This is a genomic window from Arthrobacter terrae, from assembly GCF_015708085.1.
Classification (GTDB): domain Bacteria; phylum Actinomycetota; class Actinomycetes; order Actinomycetales; family Micrococcaceae; genus Arthrobacter_M; species Arthrobacter_M terrae.
Window position 1 is genome coordinate 19463 of record NZ_JADNYM010000022.1, and the last position, 18552, is coordinate 38014.

18 protein-coding genes and 1 pseudogene are annotated in these 18552 nt (G+C 62.0%); 6 read left to right on the forward strand and 13 right to left on the reverse strand.

Going from position 1 to position 18552, the window contains the following annotated elements:
* Positions 1-91: 91 nt before the first annotated feature.
* From IV500_RS15860 to IV500_RS15885, 6 genes are all read right to left on the reverse strand, one after another.
* Entirely contained in the window at positions 92-1582 is a 1491-nt protein-coding gene (locus IV500_RS15860) for a nucleobase:cation symporter-2 family protein (RefSeq protein WP_196397789.1), read from the reverse strand.
* A 188-nt stretch (positions 1583-1770) separates the two neighbouring features.
* A complete protein-coding gene (gene pucL, locus IV500_RS15865) occupies positions 1771-2670 on the reverse strand; it encodes a factor-independent urate hydroxylase (protein ID WP_196397790.1) in 900 nt (299 codons plus the stop codon).
* A 2-nt stretch (positions 2671-2672) separates the two neighbouring features.
* Positions 2673-3014 carry a hydroxyisourate hydrolase gene (gene uraH / locus IV500_RS15870; RefSeq protein ID WP_196397791.1) on the reverse strand — a complete coding sequence of 114 codons (342 nt, stop codon included), beginning with the start codon at positions 3012-3014 and terminating at the stop codon, positions 2673-2675.
* Positions 3011-3508: a 2-oxo-4-hydroxy-4-carboxy-5-ureidoimidazoline decarboxylase gene (gene uraD / locus IV500_RS15875; protein ID WP_376770221.1), complete on the reverse strand. Its 498-nt coding sequence runs from the start codon at positions 3506-3508 to the stop codon at positions 3011-3013. Before uraD ends, uraH begins: the two co-directional genes overlap by 4 nt.
* 360 nt (positions 3509-3868) lie before the next feature.
* Entirely contained in the window at positions 3869-4339 is a 471-nt protein-coding gene (gene bcp / locus IV500_RS15880; protein WP_196397793.1) for a thioredoxin-dependent thiol peroxidase, read from the reverse strand.
* Between the two features lie 96 nt (positions 4340-4435).
* A complete protein-coding gene (locus tag IV500_RS15885) occupies positions 4436-5356 on the reverse strand; it encodes an HpcH/HpaI aldolase/citrate lyase family protein (RefSeq protein ID WP_196397794.1) in 921 nt (306 codons plus the stop codon).
* A 245-nt stretch (positions 5357-5601) separates the two neighbouring features.
* Here IV500_RS15885 and IV500_RS15890 point away from each other — a divergent pair, with 245 nt between their 5' ends.
* Complete coding sequence (locus tag IV500_RS15890; RefSeq protein WP_376770218.1) at positions 5602-6438, forward strand: pullulanase X25 domain-containing protein; 837 nt, start codon at positions 5602-5604, stop codon at positions 6436-6438.
* Here the strand turns inward: IV500_RS15890 and IV500_RS21595 are convergent.
* A pseudogene (locus IV500_RS21595) lies at positions 6436-6549 on the reverse strand (polyketide cyclase); the annotation flags it as partial. The gene IV500_RS15890 and the pseudogene IV500_RS21595 sit on opposite strands and share 3 nt — an antisense overlap.
* Before the next feature lie 84 nt (positions 6550-6633).
* Between IV500_RS21595 and IV500_RS15895 the strand changes: the two are divergent.
* Positions 6634-7119 carry a MarR family winged helix-turn-helix transcriptional regulator gene (locus IV500_RS15895; protein ID WP_196397795.1) on the forward strand — a complete coding sequence of 162 codons (486 nt, stop codon included), beginning with the start codon at positions 6634-6636 and terminating at the stop codon, positions 7117-7119.
* 133 nt (positions 7120-7252) lie between these two features.
* On the opposite strand, the gene IV500_RS15900 is transcribed toward IV500_RS15895, so the two are convergent.
* The 4 genes from IV500_RS15900 to IV500_RS15915 all read right to left on the reverse strand — a co-directional run bounded on the left by IV500_RS15900 (position 7253) and on the right by IV500_RS15915 (position 10898).
* On the reverse strand, positions 7253-8938 hold the full coding sequence (locus tag IV500_RS15900) for a beta-propeller fold lactonase family protein (protein ID WP_196397796.1): 1686 nt from the start codon (positions 8936-8938) through the stop codon (positions 7253-7255).
* Between the two features lie 194 nt (positions 8939-9132).
* Complete coding sequence (locus IV500_RS15905) at positions 9133-9645, reverse strand: hypothetical protein (RefSeq protein ID WP_196397797.1); 513 nt, start codon at positions 9643-9645, stop codon at positions 9133-9135.
* Positions 9642-10310 (reverse strand): hypothetical protein, encoded by a 669-nt coding sequence (locus tag IV500_RS15910; protein ID WP_196397798.1) that lies wholly within the window; start codon positions 10308-10310, stop codon positions 9642-9644. The genes IV500_RS15905 and IV500_RS15910 overlap by 4 nt, the downstream gene beginning before the upstream one ends.
* An 87-nt stretch (positions 10311-10397) precedes the next feature.
* The gene (locus IV500_RS15915; protein ID WP_196397799.1) at positions 10398-10898 is read right to left on the reverse strand and encodes a hypothetical protein; all 501 of its coding nucleotides are present in this window, start codon (positions 10896-10898) and stop codon (positions 10398-10400) included.
* Positions 10899-11366: 468 nt separating this feature from the next.
* On the opposite strand from IV500_RS15915, the gene IV500_RS15920 reads away from it, so the two are divergent.
* On the forward strand, positions 11367-12050 hold the full coding sequence (locus tag IV500_RS15920) for a response regulator (RefSeq protein ID WP_196397800.1): 684 nt from the start codon (positions 11367-11369) through the stop codon (positions 12048-12050).
* Positions 12051-12145: 95 nt separating this feature from the next.
* On the opposite strand, the gene IV500_RS15925 is transcribed toward IV500_RS15920, so the two are convergent.
* On the reverse strand, positions 12146-14131 hold the full coding sequence (locus tag IV500_RS15925; RefSeq protein WP_196397801.1) for an acyl-CoA dehydrogenase family protein: 1986 nt from the start codon (positions 14129-14131) through the stop codon (positions 12146-12148).
* A 140-nt stretch (positions 14132-14271) separates the two neighbouring features.
* Between IV500_RS15925 and IV500_RS15930 the strand changes: the two genes are divergently transcribed.
* Together IV500_RS15930 and IV500_RS15935 are read left to right on the forward strand one after the other, a co-directional pair.
* Positions 14272-15387 carry a serine hydrolase domain-containing protein gene (locus tag IV500_RS15930; protein ID WP_196397802.1) on the forward strand — a complete coding sequence of 372 codons (1116 nt, stop codon included), beginning with the start codon at positions 14272-14274 and terminating at the stop codon, positions 15385-15387.
* A gap of 62 nt (positions 15388-15449) precedes the next feature.
* On the forward strand, positions 15450-16472 hold the full coding sequence (locus IV500_RS15935; RefSeq protein WP_196397803.1) for a glutathione S-transferase family protein: 1023 nt from the start codon (positions 15450-15452) through the stop codon (positions 16470-16472).
* Positions 16473-17139: 667 nt separating this feature from the next.
* Here the strand turns inward: IV500_RS15935 and IV500_RS15940 are convergent.
* On the reverse strand, positions 17140-17553 hold the full coding sequence (locus tag IV500_RS15940) for an ASCH domain-containing protein (RefSeq protein WP_196397804.1): 414 nt from the start codon (positions 17551-17553) through the stop codon (positions 17140-17142).
* A 329-nt stretch (positions 17554-17882) separates the two neighbouring features.
* Between IV500_RS15940 and IV500_RS15945 the strand changes: the two genes are divergently transcribed.
* Positions 17883-18236 (forward strand): hypothetical protein, encoded by a 354-nt coding sequence (locus tag IV500_RS15945; protein WP_196397805.1) that lies wholly within the window; start codon positions 17883-17885, stop codon positions 18234-18236.
* The last annotated feature ends 316 nt before the right edge of the window (positions 18237-18552 follow it).

An 18552-nucleotide genomic window follows, 5' to 3' on the forward strand; every position in this document is an offset into this window, starting at 1 on the left:
CGTATAGCAAAACGCTTTTCGACTGCGCCGCAGCTGTCCGAATGAGAGCTCAGACGGACATCTGCGGCACAGTCGATGGGATGCGAACCGGCTAGTGTTCCGATTCCACCTGGCGGATCGGCACCTGAACACCGTTGACATCGAGAAGCTTGCCATCTTCCCAGCGGTCACCGTGCTCCAAGGCTTCCACCACTTCCGCCGGCACCAAGCGGTCAGCCGCCGCAGAGAAAACTGATGGATTCTGGGAGTTGCCGGCCTTGAGATGGTTGAACAGCAGGTTCAGCAGGATCGCCATGATGGCGGCAGAGCTGATGCCGGAGTGGAAGATCGTGGCAAACCAGTCCGGGAACTTGTTGTAGAAGGTCGGAGCAGCGATCGGTATGATCCCGGCACCGATGGCCGTGGCCACGATGATCAGGTTCATGTTGTTTTTGTAGCTCACTGTGGAGAGCGTGCGGATACCGCTGGCAGCAACCGTACCGAACAGGACGATGCCCGCCCCGCCCAGAACGGACAACGGCACGGCGGCCACAACGCGGCCCATTACGGGAAGCAGGCCCAGGACCACCAGGATGACGCCGCCGGCGGCAACGACAAACCGGCTCTTGATCCCCGTGACTGCCACCAGTCCAACGTTTTGGGCGAAGGCGCTTTGCGTGAAGGATCCGAAAATGGGGGCTACCGCGCTGGCGGCCATATCTGCCCGCAGGCCGTTACCCAAGCGCTTGGAATCAACCTTCGTTCCGACGATTTCGCCGACGGCCAGGATATCTGCCGAGGTCTCAACCATGATGACCAAAACAACGATGAACATGGAGACGATTGCGGCAATATTGAACGTCGGCAGGCCCAAGTGGAAAGGCACCGGGAACGCGGCGATGTCGCCGACGCCCACCTTGGAGAAGTCCGCCATCCCGAGTGGGATAGCCACCAGCGTGCCGATCACAATGGCAAGCAGGATGGACAACCGCGAGATGGTGGCGCTGCCAAGCTTGCTCAGCAGCAGGACGATGGCCAGAGTCAGTGCGGTCAAGCCGATATTGGCCACGCTGCCGTAATTAGGGGCTTTAGCGTTTCCGCCCATCGCCCAGTTAGCCGCGACGGGCATCAGGGACAGCCCGATCACCGTGATCACGGTGCCCGTGACCACGGGCGGGAAGAACTTGATGATCTTGGAAAAGATGGGGGTGATCAGGAACCCGACCACGGAGGAGACAATCACGGCGCCGAAGACAGATTGGATACCGCCGCCGCCCTTGACAATTGCCACCATGGTCGCAACGCCGGCAAAGGAAACACCTTGGACCAGCGGCAGCTGGGAGCCGAAGAACGGCACCCCGACGGTCTGCAGCAGGGTGGCAAGACCGCCCATGAAAAGGCAGGCAGCAATCAGCAGCCCGATATCCGCGGTGTTCATTCCGGCCGCCTGCCCGACGATCAGCGGTACTGCAATGATGCCGCCGTACATGGTGAGCACATGCTGGAGCCCGTAGCCGAAGCTGGCCCCAATGGACATCCGCTCGTCTTCGGGTCTGGCTGTGGTCGCGCGGCGCGACCGGCTCTCTTTGGTGGTTCTGGACATGGTGCGAAGTCTCCGTCCCGGCAATCAATCGTGCCGTCATGAAAAATTTTGGTCATGCGGGGTGCATGAAAAGCTTTGGTCATGAAACTGCCCGATGGATACTTCGCTTGGCGGGTTCTTCCGCGCTGAAAGTGTCGGGTCAAAAGTGTTCCGGGGCGGGCGGTCCGCCCGCCCCGGAACACCAGGTTTTAGCAGAATCCGGCGATGCCTTCCCAGGCCCGGCCGGCGTCGGATGCGTCTTCACGCAGCACCGTTGCTTCGATCAGACCGTAGGGACGGTCGGCGGCGAAGAAGACCTCGTTGGGATTGTCCAGCCCGAAGGGGGCCAGGTCCACGAGGAAGTGGTGTTTGTTCGGCATGGAGAATTTGATCTCATCGATTTCGGGGTGTGCCTCGAGGACCTTCTTGCCCATTCCGTACAGGGTGTTCTGCAGGGCTGTGGAGTAGTTCTCCGTGAACCCTTCCAGCAGCAGGGCTTTGACGTCGTCGTACGCATTATTGAAGTCAACGTCGGTGGTGTTGTAACGCCACCGGGCCGCCACATCGGTGGACATGATGCGGTCACTGGTCTCGGCCAGGGTCGTGTACTTGTCCTTCGGGTATCCCTCGAAGCCGGACTGGGTGGACTTGAGAACCGTCAGGCCCTTGAGCCCGCCCATCACCTGAACGTCGTCGCCGTCCTTGACTACCACGGCGGTCCGGGTTTCCGTCCCGTTTTTGACGAATGAGTGGTTGTGCTCGGATCCATCGGCCTGGATGCGGTCCCAGTTGTAGGACTCCGCCGCCCAACGGCCGCCGTCCACCCAGTCAAAGCTGGAGGTGAAGTGCTCGGCCAGGCGGAGCAGGAACTTCTCCGGCGAGCCAACGCCTTCACGGGCAAAGGCGTAGACGGTGTTCTTCTGCGTGTCCGTCGGGACGACGTGTGCGTTGTCCCCTTCGAGGTGGGCTGCCTCGAAGTCCCCGCGCAGCTCGGAGGTGACATTGAGGTCTTCGATCTCGTGGCGGTCCGTGTCGCGGGTGATCTTGACAAGGCGGACCTCCGCCTTGCCGTACTGGTTGGCGCCGAGAATGATGTTGTTGCTGCTCATGATTAGTTTCCTCTGTACGTTGAGTAGGCGAATGGACTGAGCAGCAGCGGCACGTGGTAGTGCGCCTCGCTCTGGGCGACAGTGAATGTCAGCACAACCTCCGGGAAGAAGGTGTCCGTTTTGATGCCGGCGAAGTAGGCCCCGGTGGCGAAGTGCAGCCGGTAATCTCCGGAGTCAAGCCGCTCGGGGCCAAGGTCTTTCACCCGCCCGTCGGCATCGGTTTTGCCCGTCGCAATCGTGGACCAAGCGTCACCGTCGCGGGCGTAAAGCTCGACGGCGACACCTGCAGCCGGCGTGCCGGCTGCGGTGTCCAGAATGTGGGTGGTCACATGGGAGACGCTCACGCGGTTACTCCTCCTTTGAGCCGCAGCAGGGCGATTTCGCGCAGCTGCTGGGCAACGATCGGATTCTCGGTTTCGGGGGTGTTCTGCAGCCGCTGCGTAAGAACGGCCAGGATTTCGTGTGAGCTCCGGCCGGCGGCTCGGATCAAAAAGACCCGGCCGAACTTTTCTTCATAGGCCCGATTCCCCGCTGCGAGCTCTGCCGCTACCTGAGCATCGGTGTCACCGAGTGCTGCTTGTTCGGCGCGCGACAGTTCGGCTTCGGCATTGCTGCCGGCGGCACGTTCGCCTATCCGGGGATGGTGGGCCAGCGCCGACTCGATTTCCGCTTCGACGAACGGATCGGCCGCGTTGCCGGCACAGTCCAGCAACGCTTCGATGCTGGTGAAGGGCCGGGCCAGGGCGATCTCCTCGATCCAACGAGGAACGTCAATGCAGGGACGCAGGACGGCAGCCGCCTCTGCAGGCTGCAACCGATTGAATTGCTCAAGAGTCAGTTGATCAAGCGACATTGCTTGTACCTCGTACTAAAAATGCTGGCATCCACGGTGTAGGGCTATACGAAAAAAATCTCGCATCGTGAAACTGTTATTTCAGCATATGTAATAGTGAACCTCGTCACACCGATGATGTCAAGCGGCGGCGCAAATATTCAAGCACAAAATTTCGGGACGGCAGGGGCCGCGGCCAAGGTTCCGGCCCGAGCGGCCACTGATTTTTAGGGATTTTCTGGGGCGACCCTGGTTTTCGCAGTGCCTGCTTTTTAGGACAACCCGGCTTTGGGTGCGGCGGAAGTTTTTGGGCATGGCTATGCCCCGGCCCGGGAAAGCCCCGGCCGGGGCATAGATCCTGTGTAATCAGTTCACGCCGAGGGTTTCCCGCAGCTCGGCGACGTGGCCGTTCGGGGCGACGTTGTAGGCGGCGTGCAGTACGCGGCCCTCGCCGTCCAGTACGAACGTCGACCGGAGGACGCCTTCCATGTCCTTACCATTCACGGTCTTGTGGCCCCAGGCGCCCCAGGCGCGCGCAACCTGCGCGCCGTCGTCGGCCAGCAGCGGGAAGGTCAGTCCCTGATCCTCGGTAAAATTGCGCAGCTTTTCGGGGGAGTCGGGGGAGATCCCCACCACCTCGTAGCCGGCCTTCTTTAGCGAGCCAAGGCTGTCGCGGAAGTCGCAGGCCTCCGTGGTGCAGCCGGGCGTGGCGGCAGCCGGGTAGAAGTACACCACCACGTTGCGACCCTGGAAGTCGGCGAGGGAGATGGTGTTGTCAGAGGCGTCGGGAAGGCTAAACGTGGGGGCAGTATTGCCGGGAGAAAGCTGCTCTGTCATGGGGTTTCCTTAGTCGTTGAGGTGCATGGTTACTCGGGGTGCGGGGTGCGGGGTGCGGGGTGCGGGGCGCTGGCGGGACTGCCGACAAACGATAGTTTACTCAGCCGTCCGCGCAGGCTGAAGCCCCAAAGCGCTGGCAAGTGTGAGGATTTTGCGTGCGCGGCCGATTCTGGGCAGGTCGCTTCCGTCGCGGATAATCCCGCCGCGGGCATCGAAATCGGACAGGAAGTCACATGCCCAGTCAATGTCCGTCGGCGTGGGGCTGATGACCTCGTTGATCACCGGAGCCTGATCAGCTGACAGGCAGAGTTTGCCGGTCATTCCCATCAGCACAGTAATTCCCGACTGCTCGCGGAGAACCGGGCGGCTGGTGCCCACGGTCGGGCCGTCAATGGGGCCGGGGAGATTGCCGGCGCGGCTGGCCACGACCAGCTTCGCCCGCGGGTACGCCATCGCTTCCCGGTCCGCGCTCATGCCGGTGTCGCGGCGGAAGTCGCCGCTGCCAAAGGCCAGGCGGAAGGCGCCATGTGCCCGGGCAATGCGCGTCGCTTCCTCGATGCCGTAGGCGGATTCAACGAGAGCCACAATGCGGTGCTTGCCACCGAGCCGGTCAAAGGTGGTGGAGACCTGTTCGGGGGTTTCAGTCTTCGCCAGCATCACTCCGAGCAGCCCGGGTGCATCCCTGAGCGCGGCCAAATCGTCTGCCCAGAATGCAGAGGCTGCATCATTGACGCGGACCCACGCCCGACCACCGTTGTACAGCCAGCGGGATACAGCCTCCCGGGCTTCCGGCTTTTTACCCGGGTCCACCGCATCTTCGATATCCAGAACGACGGCGTCCGCAGACGATGCTGCGGCGTCACCGAAAATTTCCGGCCGGGTGGCAGGGACCAGCAGCCAGGAACGGGCGACCTCCGGCTGCACAGCGGGTGGCAGACCGCTGCTTTGTCCTACCTCTGCGGGCCGGCCCGCAGATTCGGCGTTTTGGGTTTCCCGGGTGGCGGTAGCACTGTGCATGGCGGGCTGCCCCTTCTAAGCATTTCGTATGATGAAAACTAAATATTGTTATACGAAATTATGCTAGAACTCTGAGCCGGATTAGTCAACGAAAGAAGAGAGTCTTCCCGGCGCCGCCCGAAGGGCCGGCCCAGGACCTTCTTCGGCGGCGTCGTTGGCTCTTCCCTTTTGTGACGGTGTCGGAATGGTGTGGCAGGCCCGCTGCTGGCAGAATGAAACCACACCCATCGCCGCAGGAGGACACCGTGGATAATGTCATTGGCAACAACATCGATCGTCGGCTTAAAGCCGTGCTGGACATTATGGCCGCGGGAGCCTGGCGGGGTGAGAAACCCGGCGCGGGAGAGGTCCTGGCCGAAGCCATTGCGCTGGTGCCGTTTGACACCGAGGAGGGCAAGCTGCTCAGCGGGGGTGTACCGCGCGGCCACAAGAACCTGACCACAGCCACGACCAAGCTGGTCAAAGCCGGTTGGCTCGTGAAGGGCCGCAGCGGTTGGTCGCTCACTGATGACGGGCTGCGGGCCACGGTCGCCTTCCCGGATGCACAATCACTGGCGGTCGCGCTGGCGGCGGGAACCCCGGTCCCGGCCGAGATGCCCGTGCCGACAGCGCCGGCCAATACCGCCAAGGCGGCGTCCAGCAAGCCGGCAGGTAAGGCTACAGCAACGAAAGCGCGCGCTACCAAAACGGCTGCAAAGCCCGGGACCGCCGCAGCACCCGAAACCCCCGCAGCACCTGAGGTGCCCGCCGCGCAGAACGGACCGTCCGCCGTCGAGCTCGGACCGCAGCCGGAAGCCGTCGCCATCGTCGGAGACTTCGGCACGGCGCTGGGGGCGCCAGGCAACTGGGAGCCGGACTATGACGAAGTACAGATGAAATTTGATGACACGGACCGCCTCTGGAAGCTGACGGCGGAACTCCCCGAAGGGTTTTACAGCTACAAGGCCACCATTGACAGGTCATGGGAAGAAAATTACGGTGCGTTCGGGGTGCGCGGTGGAGCAAACCACGAACTGCATCACCGGGGTGGCCGGATCACGTTCCGCTACGATCACGGCACCAAGGACGTTCTGACCAGCTGAGGTGGCCGTGCCGTCGCGGGCCTCCTGGCTGGGGTAGACCGAGTGGCCGGGGAGCCGGGTGCGGCCGTTGCCGAGGTCCTCGAACGTGGCGAACTCGATGCTGACTACGTTTTACGCCAGGACCAGCCGACGGTCAAGGGACCGGCGTGCAGAATAGGAAGCTTGAAGTATCAACTGCTGTGGGATGCTTGATTTATGAGCGAACCGAGGTGGTTGTCATCCGGGGAGCATGAGGCATGGCTTGCTTTATTGTCCACCATGACGCTGCTGCCCGGAGCGTTGGACGGGCCCCTGCAGCAGGAGGCTGAACTCTCCCTCTTCGATTACAACGTGCTGGCCATGCTCTCCGAAGCGAAGGACGGTACCTTGCCCATGAGCGAGCTTGCTGCCCGGACCAGTGCCTCGCTCTCGCGGCTCTCGCACGTTGTGAAGAAGCTGGAAGGCCGGCGCTACGTCACGCGTTGCCCGCACACCCTGGATGCGCGAGTTACCACGGCCACAATTACGGTGCCGGGAATGGAAATGATTGCGGGGCTGGCGCCGGGGCATGTGGACAATGTGCGTTCGCTGGTCTTTGATCAACTGGACGACGACGACGCGGCTGACCTTGCGCGGATCGGCCGAAAGCTGGTGCGTGGTCTTGACCCGCAGCACTGGATCCTTCGCAAGCCTTCGCCTTGATGGTTCGGGCGGCTGCCAACTCGCTTCTTTCGTTTCAGTAATTTCGGTGGCGCTGGTGCTGAGATGGGGACTGTCAAAAAAGTATGCGAGAAGGTCTTCCGCACCACCGGGCCACCCCCGCACAGTGTGGTGCTCAGTTGTGGACTGTGATGATCGTGTAGGCCAAGACGGCCTGCCCATAAAGACCGGCTCCGGTTACCGTGAACGTGACCGGGCCAGGCGTCGTCGGAGTTCCGGTGATCGTCCCGGTGGAAGCATTCAGCGTCAATCCGACCGGCAGCACACCGGAGGTGACGACGAACGAGGCCACATTTACGGCCGGAATAGTAAATGAATACGGGATTCCTACTGTTGCTGCCGGGACAGCTCCGGCAGACAAAACCGGCAGGGCAAGCACCGACACCGTATACGAGTTCTCGTTGGTGACGTACACATGTGTCCCATCGGGGGACACGGCCACCCCGACCGGCTTCAGCCCGACGGGAATCGTCGCGGACACCTTGTTGGTCGCCGTATCAATCACCGACACTGTATTCGCATTGGCGTTGGCCACGTAGAGGTGTGCCCCATTGGGCGAGACCGCCACTGCGGCAGAGTTCGCCCCCAAAGTTAACGGAATTATCACCGACACTTTGTTGGTGACCGTATCAATGACTGACACTGTACTCGGACCGCTGTTGACAACGTACACGCGTGCCCCGTTGGGCGAGACCGTAACCGAGGCCGGCGCGGCCCCGGCCGTAAACGGGATGGTCGCCGACACGGTATTCGAGGTCGTGTCAAGCACCGAAACCGTATCGGAACCGGCGTTGGTGACGTAGACATGTGCCCCGTTCGGCGTCACCGCGACCGCGTCTGGGTACACCCCGACCGGTATGCTCGCCGACACTGCATTTGTGGCCGTATTAATGACCGACACCGACTTCGAGCGGTAGTTGGCGACGTAGACGTGTGCCCCATCCGGTGTCACCGCCAACCCCCACGGGTAGGTCCCTACCGTGATGTTCTTTACTACCAAGTTTGTGGCAGTATCAACGACAACCACCGCATCTACGTAGGGCCGGCTGACGTAAAGGCGCGTCCCATCCGGTGACAGAGCTACCTCGTATGGGTTCCCGCCGACCACGATGGTCGAAACCGTATTCGTGGCCGTAGCAATCACCGATACCGTACCCAAACTGTAGTTGGCCACGTAGACGTGTGCTCCGCCCGGTGAGACCGCCACCCCCACCGGAGACGTCCCGACCGTCACGGAGGGTGGGGTGCCGGCGGAGGATACGGTGATCGCTTCGCTGCACGTGCTGGTACTGGCGGTGTTGAAGGTGTCGGTGGGGGTATAGGTGGCCCGCCAGTGGTAGGTGCCGGCAGTTGGCTGCAAAGAACCGGTGGCTGAACCTTCGGAAAGCGTCTGGGCTGCAGTGGTGAAGCTGGCCGGCCCGGTGCAGTCAGCGGCGACATGATGGCTGAAGGTGACGGTACCGGCGGGGGAACCAAAGCTATCGTCGCCGATCACTTTTGCGGTGGCGGTGAAGCTGGTCCCAGTAGGGCCTGACTGCGGGGTTGTGTTGCGCAGCGTGGTGGTGGTGCTCTGTTTGGGCGTGGTGGCGCTGACGCTGGCTGCGCTGCGCCAGTTATGGACCGCGGCCTGCAGGGACCAGGTGTAGGAGGTGTTCGGGGTCAGCCCGGAGGCGGTGCAATTGGTGGTGCTGGCCGTAGGATTCGCCACGCAGCCGGTCAGGAGCCCAGGGGACTGCACCAGGTCGTAACCGGTGGGTTCGAAGGGCTGGGTCCAGGAGAGAGCGGCGTTTGTGGCGGTCATAGATGTGGATATGAGGGCCGGGATGGCTAGCGTACCGGCGTCTGATCTGCCATGGGATCCCGTCGAAGTGGCTGTCCAGTAGCTGTAGGCGGGGCCGGCGATGCCGAGCATGACCCCCATCAAAGTCGCGACGGCCACAGCACGCCGGAACCGGCGACGTGCAGGAAGAGGTCGGGAAAGATTCCGGGCCGGGGTCATTCGCTCACCTCGATGGTGACCGGGACGTCGAAGCTGGCGCCCTGACAGGCTGCGGCGGAGATGACGCTCATTGCGGCAGCCCCGCGCAGGTGCAGCACCTGGGTCGATCCGCCCGGCAGCAGGACATTTAAAGAGTTGATGTCAAGGATACTGACCCCGGAGTTGCCGACGGTATTGGGCCATCCCGGGTCGCCGGTGCATCCGAAACCACCTTGAACGCCTACTCCGCCGGCTTGGGAGACGCGTTGCAGCCTCACCTGTTTCGAGTTGGGGTTGGTAACGTTCAGGATCAAGTCTCCGGTCCCTCCGGGGTAGAGAGGCCCCGTCGAGGAGTCGGTCGTGGCGGGCAGGACTATTAAAGGCTGCAAGGTGCCCGCTGCTGCGGTAGCGGTCCCTGACCCGCCGGCGGTGAAATAGGCCAGGGCCGGGGTGGACACTAGGCCGCAGACCAGAGCCAGAGTGCAGCCGGCTGCCAGGAGTAACGTGCGCACTGTGCTGGGCCGGTTCACGAGGAGGCCTTGGCCCGGCGACGCCTGGCCGCCATAAACAGGATCCAACCGGCCAGCGCGAGAACGCCGGTGCCGAGCAACAGCCCTCCGATGACTGCGCCGGTGTCCGGCAGTTCCTGATTGGGCACCGGGCTGCTCGGGTCCGCGTAAGTCGCGGTGCCGGCGAACGTGAAGTGCAGCATCTTCTGTTGACAATCGTCTTGGTTGGTCGAGGTGTTCTTGATTTGGATCGGCAAACCGTGCGTTTCACTGTCTGCGCCCGCAGGCACAGACAGCACACCGGAAAAGCCCGGCAGAAGCAGTTTCTCCGCTGAGCAGCCTGATGGAGGGGCCGGGAAAAGAGGATCAAGGCCCATAGTGATCGTCTGGACTTTGATGGGGTGGTCCAGCGTGTTGTGCACCCGATAAACCAGACAGCGAGTCACACCAGGTGCCAGCGTGGCCGGAGGACCTTCGCACCGAGGCGAGGTCGAGGATCCGACTGGCATCGCCCGGACCTCACCTTCGATCCGGAACGTGGACGGGCTCGAATTCAGCAGGGCCGGGACCGTGGGTATGCTCGCTGCGGTGACCAGGAGCGCGAGTGCAGCGGTCAGGACAACACGGCCGAGGCCGCCGGCGATCATCAACCACTCCCGCCAGCGGCGCAAAATCGACGGACTCACCGGGCCCTCTGCCTTTCTGGCACCTTGCGAGAGTGCCGCACTCCCGGACCAGGACGGGAAACGTCTGAGCCAGCTGACTGTGAAGTCCTAGCTGATCGTGTAGGCGAGGTTGACGATGGCGCCCTTGCAGGCATCCTGGTTGGTGGCCTTGTCGTTGAATTTGATCGTGGCGCCGGTCCACGCGCCCTGGCGGAAACCCACCGGGATCTCAGCGTCCACGGTCATCGCTGCCCCGGCAAGGGTGTAGTCCGTTGCGTCGCAGGTCCCGTTCGCGGCGCCGGCGGCCATTGTCACTGAGGCGATGCTGGCGGTCACTGTCCCAACATAGACCGGGCCATCATCCCCGTTGGTGAAGTTACCGTCGAGAGGCTGGGCGGAATCCCCAGGACGCATGTCCGTCACGGTAGTGGTTTGTAGGGGCAGGATATTGGAGGTAGTACCGGTCGCAGCCGTGCCGGTCCCCGCCCCACCAACCGTCCAGTAGGCGAAGGCTGCGCCACCGCCCACGAGCAACAGCCCGGCCGTCACGAACGCTATCTTTTTGGTTCGGCTGCGCCTTGAGGCGCCGGTGTTTAGTACTGTGCTCATATTGTTCCCCCGAAGTTATTTTTGGCGATGGCGTATGACATGGTCAACGCAGCCGGAAGGAACAACCATAACAAGCACAAGATCGTATTTTGGCCATGCGATGGCCATGCGATTGCCTCACGCACGCACGTCGCATCGGCATCCCGTGGAGGATCTACAATATTTAGTCCTCATCCCCCGCGCCGTAGCAGCGAATTGCGAGGAGAGCAGCCGTCCTTGCTGACGTTTTCGTCCCATCAAAAATAGCTGTGTAGCTGCTAGTCTGGACTTAAAGACTGATGGTCTATACATTTATAGACTTTAGTCTTTTCGGAAGACTTTTTGTATATAAAAATTATGTTACCTGGAGGTCGGTCAAGTTGCAGGAGCACAAGCCTTTCCAATTTCTTGGAACTTTGATTTTATTTTCCGACGTTCAGGCGTGAATCCGGAGAACAGATTATCTGATTTCAGCGGCGGGGTGGGCAAGTGACGGACGGCAAGCTGATACGCGTGCATCTGGTCAGTGCGGACTTTCTCCTGCAGCAAGGACTTCAGACCATCTTAACGGGTCTGGATTACGTGACGCTGGAGGCAGTGTCGCGGACAGCTGAAGACGCTTTTACGGCCGTGGTTGCTGCCGGCCCTGACATCGTGCTGATCGAACGGGGACTACCCGGGATCGACGGTGTCGCTGAAATCCGGGCCATCACCGAGCAGGCACCCCGGACAAAGGTGGTCCTGCTCTGCGCCGAGACAGACCGGAAAACAATGATCGAGGCCTACCAAGCCGGGGCTGTAAGTTTTTTGACAAAAACTCAGATGACGCAGGACCTCGGTCCCGCACTGAGGATGATCCACCGGGGCGCTGCAATTTTCGCCATGCCTCTAAGCTCCCCCCGGCTGCAGACGCCCGGAGCTACCGAGAGTGCGGACAACCTGGTGCTTAAGGCCCAGTTCAACAGCCGTGACAGGAAACTTTTGGCAGGTGTGGCAGCCGGAAGAACAAATGCCCAAATTGGCCGCGATCTTCATCTCAGCGAAGCCACGATCAAGGCGCAGCTGACCGGGATCATGACACGGCTCAACGTCTCCAATCGGGTCCAGCTGGCGGTCGCCGTTGTCCGTAACGGTCTTGTGGACATGCCAGTCAGTCACGCACCGGGCCCATAGAAACTGAGTGCGGCCCGCTCCGATAGACGAAAATCCAAAAGCCACTTACCTACCGCAACGCAGCGAGCGGAACCGACCGAACACTGCCGGCCGCGTCAGCGGTATTTGCGGTGCTGGTTCTCCTTGCCGCTGGGTCCCGAACCGGCTTCGGAAATCCACGGACCGGTGCCCTCGGAAACATCGATGATCCCCTGCTCCAGCCAGCCGAAGTCACCCGCGAGCACGCCCGACGCAAGGCGGGCGTCGCCGTCGTCCGTGTTGTGCCACAGGTCCGTAAAGAGCGCGTCGATGCGCATCCGGGATTGGCCGCAGAAAGCGTCGGCCAGTTCTATCGCGTGCCGCCCCTGCACGGGATCCTTCACGCGCAGCATCTCCGCGCGGCTGCAGCAGGCCGCCATTGCGAACAACTCGGCGCCTATATCCACGATCCGGCCAAGAAATGCCTGCTTATACTCCAGCCTGGCCTGCCAGCGGCCCATCCCGTAAAACGTTTGTCGGGCAAGTTTGCGGGATGCGCGCTCTATGTAGCGCAGGTGCCCCGCCAGCGGTCCGAATTCGTTGTAGGAGCGCGGGTCCATACCCTTTCCCATGGCTAATTTGGGCAGCCACCTGGCGTAGAAACCGCTGGCAGCGACGGCAGCCTTCCCCTTGTCCTGCAGCGAAGCCGTAGCCGAGGCAAGATCGCCGGCGGCGCTTAAATGGGCATCCACGGCTTCCCGGGCGATCAGTAGGTGCATGATCTCCGTGGAGCCCTCAAAGATCCGGTTGATGCGCATGTCGCGGAGCATCTGCTCTGCGGGGACGGCGCGTTCGCCGCGGGCGGCCAGCGACTGCGCAGTTTCGTAGCCGCGGCCGCCACGGATCTGCACTAGCTCATCGGCGCACCGGTAGGCCATCTCGGAGGACCACAATTTTGCCAGCGCCGCCTCGATGCGGACATCCTTCATGTGCGAATCCGCGAGCTCGGCGGAGAGCTCAAAAACTGCCTCAAGGGCAAACGCGGTTGCGGCCAGGAACGCGATCTTCTTGCCCACCGCTTCGTGCTGGCCAACGGGTTTACCCCACTGGGTCCGGGCGTTGGACCATTCCCGCGCGATCTTCAGCGTCCATTTGCCGGTAGCCGCGCACATCCCGGGAATGGACAGCCGGCCGGTGTTAAGCGTGGTGAGGGCTATCTTCAGTCCCTGCCCCTCGCGGCCCAGCCGGTTGGCTGCCGGAATGCGGACCTGATGGAAGCGGGTCACCCCATTTTCAATGCCGCGCAGACCCATGAAGGAGTTCCGGTTTTCAACGGTGATCCCGGGGGTATCGGCTTCCACAACGAAGGCGGAGATGCCGCCCTTGGCCTGGGTCCCGTCCGGGAGCACGTGCGGGGGAACCGTCGCCATTACCACCACGATTTCGGCGATAACCCCGTTGGTGGTCCAGAGCTTGACGCCGTCGAGCACGTACTCGGCACCATCCTCGCTCAGCACCGCCGTGCAGCCCATCCGGGCCGGGTCCGAGCCGACGTCCGGCTCGGTGAGCAGGAACGCGGTGATGGCCCCGGCGGCGCAGCGCGGCAGGTATTCCTTCTTCTGTTCCTCGGTGCCAAAGACCTTGACCGGCTCGGGCACGCCAATGGACTGATGGGCTGAGACCAGCGCGCCAAATGACGGATGGACGGAACCGAGTAGCTGCAGGGCCCTGCCGTAGTAGGTCAGCGACAGCCCCAAACCGCCGTAAGTACGCGGGATCTTCATGCCAAAGACCCCCAATTCGGTCAGCCCGGCAAGGTATTCATCCGGGATGAGTGCGTCGCGTTCGACCCGGTCTGCGTCCAGGGTTTCGCAGTAGGTCCGCAGCCGGCCCAGGAACTCTTCGCCGCGTCCGGCATCGTCGGCCGTGGGCTCGGGGTGCGGATGAATCAGGGAGATATCGAAGTTGCCCAGGTAAAGACCCTTGGCAAAACTCGGCCGGGACCAGTTGGTTTCGCGGGCATCTTCGGCGACCTTCCGTGCGTCCTGTTCGGTGACGTGGGAACCACGGCCTTCCGGGGCGGGGTCGGTGGATGTCGTGGGATTGTCGGCCTTGACGCTCATTATGTCCCTTTCGCCGCCCCGTGGGTGCAGACGCCTGCACGGGTTGAAGAAGACCCGTCGGGGTGTGACCTATGCTACCCGCCGGTAGCCGGGGAAGCTATGGCTGAGGTGATGCCGATGCCGGGACCTAGGCTGGGGTCATGAGTGAACACGCGCAGGGTTTTGCCGCCGAGGAGTTCGACGCCGTCCGCCGCCTTTTTGACTCGATGCTCGCCGCCGATTCCGGGTACAGCGCCCAATTAGCGGCTTATCATCAGGGCGTGAAAGTTCTGGACCTGCATGGCGGCCCGGAAATTGCCGCCGACTCCGTGACAGGCGTATTTTCCTGCTCCAAGGGTGTGGCAGCGCTCGCCTTTGGTTTGTTGGTGCAGGACGGCCTCGTTGATCTGGACGCAGCGGTGAAGCGATACTGGCCCGAATTTGGCTGCCACGGTAAGGAAATTCTTACTGTCGGTCAGCTATTGAGCCATCAGGGCGGCCTGGTTGGCGTACCCGGGGGCTTCGCCATGGAGGAATATAACGATGCCGCCGCCGTGGCCGCCAAGCTGGCCGCAGCGGTTCCGTTCTGGCGTCCGGGCCGTGCCTTCGGTTACCATGCGCTGACCATGGGTGTGTTTATGGAAGAACTCTGCCGACGGATTACGGGCGGAACGCTGCAGGCGCTGTATGAGGAGCGGATCCGCGGGCCGTTTGCGGTGGATATGTACCTTGGTCTGCCGGAGAGCGAGGAGCCGCGGTACCGTGACGTGCTCTTCGACGAGGATCCACACCTGCCGTTCATTGATCCGGAGGGAATTCCCGGGATCTCGGGCAACGTCCGCGCGGGAAACCTGCTGACATTGCCGAACCTGCGCTCCATCCGGGCCGTCGGCAGCTGCAGCGGCGCGGGCGTGGGGTCCGCCGTCGGACTGGCCAGACTGTACGCCGCAGCGAGCACGGGAGTGGACGGCGGCCAGCCCTTCCTGACGCAGCAGACCATCGCGACGATGAGCCAGGAACAGGTCTGGGGGATCGATCGCGTCTTCAGCCAGGAAAGCGCCTTTGCCGTCGTCTTCATGAAATCCCACGCGCGGATGGACTTCGGCAGTGCACAGGCGTTCGGGCACGACGGCGCCAATGCGGCTTTGGGGTTCGCCGACCCCGCGTACGAGGTAGGGTTCGGCTACATACCACAGCGTGCAGAAGAGGGCGGGACGGTGGGCCGCGGCATGCAGCTAAGCATTGCGGTGCGCAAGGCGCTGCTCGGCGTGGAGTAGGCGGTGCCGGTCCGCCGGGCCCGCACGCTCAATCCAAACGGGAACCAGCCTAAGCTGATCTCATGAGCACAAACACGTATGTCACCGGCGGCCAGGAGTACACCCGGGATACCAATTACATTGAGGATCGGATCATCCGCGGCGGGGACGCCCCCGAGGCCGGGCGGTGGCCGGTGGAGCCCGGTCGCTACCGGCTCATTGCCGCCCGGGCGTGCCCATGGGCCAACAGAACCGTGATCGTGCGCCGGTTACTGGGTCTGGAGGACGTGATTTCCCTTGGCCAGCCCGGCCCCACCCATGACGAGCGTAGCTGGACCTTTGACCTCGACCCTGGCGGCCAAGACCCGGTACTGGGCATCGAACGGATTCAGGACGCGTACTTCCGGCGTTTTCCGGGCTACCCGCGCGGCATTACCGTTCCCGCCGTCGTGGACGTTCCTTCCGGCGCGGTCGTGACCAATAACTTTCCGCAGATCACGCTGGACTTCTCCTCCGAGTGGACCGAATACCAACGTGAGGGCGCTCCCCGCCTCTACCCGGAGGAACTGCGCGAAGAGATTGACCGGGTCAACCAACGTGTCTTTACGGAGGTTAATAACGGCGTCTACCGGTGCGGGTTTGCCGGTTCCCAGGAAGCCTACGACGCAGCCTACGACCGATTGTTCACTGCGCTGGATTGGTTGGAAGAACGCCTGGCCGGCCAGCGCTTTTTGGTCGGAGAAACTATTACGGAGGCCGATGTACGGCTCTTCACAACCCTGGCGCGCTTTGATGCCGTCTACCACGGGCATTTCAAATGCAATCGGAACAAGCTTACGGAGATGCCCGCGTTGTGGGGCTACGCCCGGGACCTGTTCCAGACCCCCGGGTTCGGTGACAGCACCGATTTCCAGCAGATTAAGCAGCACTACTACCTGGTGCATAAAGACATTAATCCCACGCAGATCGTGCCCAAGGGCCCCGACACGTCGGGGTGGTTGACCGCGCACGGGCGCGAAAAGCTTGGCGGGCGGCCATTTGGGGACGGCACCGCTCCCGGACGGGTTGCTCCCGGCGAGGAGGTGGCCCCGGGGCACGGCGCCTGAGTGTTAGGCGTGTGGCCGGCGGCCACACGCCTAACGGTTACCGCATAACCATCCTCTGAGCCTCTTGTACGTCGGGGTCTGTTTGATCCTCGTCGGACTGAACCTCCGTACCATTATTTCCAGCTTTTCTACGGTCCTGACCGAAATCACCGCGGCTACGGGCATGCCGGTGCTCACAGTGACGCTGCTGGCCACAGTTCCTGTGACGTCTCTTGACCTGTTTTAGAAAACCCGCGCATCCCCTCGATCAGCGAAATAGGAATTGCCGTTGCCGATGTACCGGCAGCGGTTAGGAGGCTGTCGGACGAACTAAAATGCCTCGCCGTCGCGATATTTAGCCCCTACTTCCCGCGCGTCATCTCGCTGTGGCAATGAGCTGTGGTTCGTTGTTACGGACTGATTCGACTTCTTTGCTGACCATCCGCGGGACAAGGTGGGCCCGGGGATGGTGTTAATGAAGTGCTGCACCTGGTCCCGTTCCGTCTTGGTCGGGTCCAGCTACCGATCCTGGAGATCTTTCGGGATGGCCCCCGGTGTCCGATCATGGACATGACCGTGCGGGTCATAAGCTGACCGGGTGAGGATCGGCTTCCGACACGTCCTGATCTTGTGAGCCAATGCGGTGCGTCCGCATCGCGTGGGGAATGTCCCTCAATCTCTTTGGTCGTCAGCTCATATTGGTGACGAGCCGGAACCGCTGGAGGACTAGCGGGGTTGCATCATTAGCTGTGAAGGTGGGATCGCCGAGCTCTGCGCGTTCGGCGGGGCTGTGCCAGCCTTGTTCGTGCACCGCCCGCCACTGAGCCACGGTTGTGAGTCCCTCACCCTCGTCGAGCACATGCGCTAGATCCACGTCCCCCAACTGCACGACCCGAACGCTCGTGATCTCGATGACCGCGACCCGTCGTCCCTCGGAATCGATCACCGCAGACTGCGAGCCGATCTCATTCAGCGGAAGGTTCTGGACCTCGTAGCCGCGAAGCAGGCCAGTTGTCGAGGTCTTGGACCCGTCCAGCACGGCGGCTACAAGCTGATCCCGCAGCGGACCCGGAAGTGAGAACTCAAAGATCGGAAGCGTCACCCCCGGATCCTAGCAGGGAGCACACCACTCGTCGGGCATCACGGTGGTCAAGTCCGGGAGCGCGCGACTCGCACGGGGCGATTATCACCGGACAGATTGACCGAATCCAGAGGTAGGTTTGGTCCCGGTGGCTGAAGTTCTCGCGTCTGCCACTTCGTTTCCAGCTCTGTGCAATGTGGATTGCTGCGGTTTCCCAAAGCCTGTTTTATGTGGTGTTTTCTGATCGGAAATGGACGGTCCACGGTTTACTCCTTGATCGGGATAAACCGAGGGCTAGATTGGGATGGTTCGTCGAATGCCGCAATAGCGGGCATCAAATAGGGAGAAGCATGGGAAACAGCGGTAGTGACAGCGTCACGATTAGGGAAGTAGACGAACTCGGGAACGTTGATGACCGGTCGAAGAACAGTGAACCGGGCAGAAATCCGGGCAGCGTCCCGGCTGGGGCGAACCCATTCATCATCGGGGCTTGGATTCTCGCTGCAGGATTGCTCCTTAGCGGGGTGATGATGCTCATTCAGTCCCGGGATCCATCTGCCGCCGGAAACGTGGGCTCCGGCAACATCCCGCTTTCGCTCATCCTGCTCAACATCGCCCCCTATGCGCTGCTCGCCGGAGTCCTCACCGTAGCTGCACTGATGTTCTGGCATGCAAGCCAGTGGCAACATCGTGACACCCATTGAGCGATCGCGTGACCTAACCACCTTCTCAGCCAGGGAAGGGCCTCTGACAGACTGGACTGGTTCAGCGGGAATGCTGAATGTGTGTTGCGTATTTCTCTCTCCATCGTCATTGTCCTTTCAAAAGTTATTTGCAGCAACCCAAGCCTCGACAGCCGGTCCGCTTTGTATGTGCTGCGCGGTTTGGCGACTGGCCGCCGAGTCTTTTGTGTTAAAAGTGACGCAACGTTGATAAGTTTCTGCACCGCCGCCCGGCCCGGAAGGGGAAGGTTGGGCGAACAGTCCATGGAGTATGTGGAAGCCTCCGAAGCAGCCTCGG

Bases quoted from the DNA above. Each gene is read 5' to 3' on its own strand.
- IV500_RS15900 (WP_196397796.1), bottom strand. From the start codon at position 8,938: ATGACCGCCACAAACGCCGCTCTCTCCTGGACCCAGCCCTTCGAACCC.
- IV500_RS15935 (WP_196397803.1), top strand. From the start codon at position 15,450: ATGAGCACAAACACGTATGTCACCGGCGGCCAGGAGTACACCCGGGAT.
- IV500_RS15860 (WP_196397789.1), bottom strand. From the start codon at position 1,582: ATGTCCAGAACCACCAAAGAGAGCCGGTCGCGCCGCGCGACCACAGCC.
- pucL (WP_196397790.1), bottom strand. From the start codon at position 2,670: ATGAGCAGCAACAACATCATTCTCGGCGCCAACCAGTACGGCAAGGCG.
- bcp (WP_196397793.1), bottom strand. From the start codon at position 4,339: ATGACAGAGCAGCTTTCTCCCGGCAATACTGCCCCCACGTTTAGCCTT.
- IV500_RS15885 (WP_196397794.1), bottom strand. From the start codon at position 5,356: ATGCACAGTGCTACCGCCACCCGGGAAACCCAAAACGCCGAATCTGCG.
- IV500_RS15895 (WP_196397795.1), top strand. From the start codon at position 6,634: ATGAGCGAACCGAGGTGGTTGTCATCCGGGGAGCATGAGGCATGGCTT.
- IV500_RS15945 (WP_196397805.1), top strand. From the start codon at position 17,883: ATGGGAAACAGCGGTAGTGACAGCGTCACGATTAGGGAAGTAGACGAA.
- IV500_RS15925 (WP_196397801.1), bottom strand. From the start codon at position 14,131: ATGAGCGTCAAGGCCGACAATCCCACGACATCCACCGACCCCGCCCCG.
- IV500_RS15915 (WP_196397799.1), bottom strand. From the start codon at position 10,898: ATGAGCACAGTACTAAACACCGGCGCCTCAAGGCGCAGCCGAACCAAA.
- IV500_RS15930 (WP_196397802.1), top strand. From the start codon at position 14,272: ATGAGTGAACACGCGCAGGGTTTTGCCGCCGAGGAGTTCGACGCCGTC.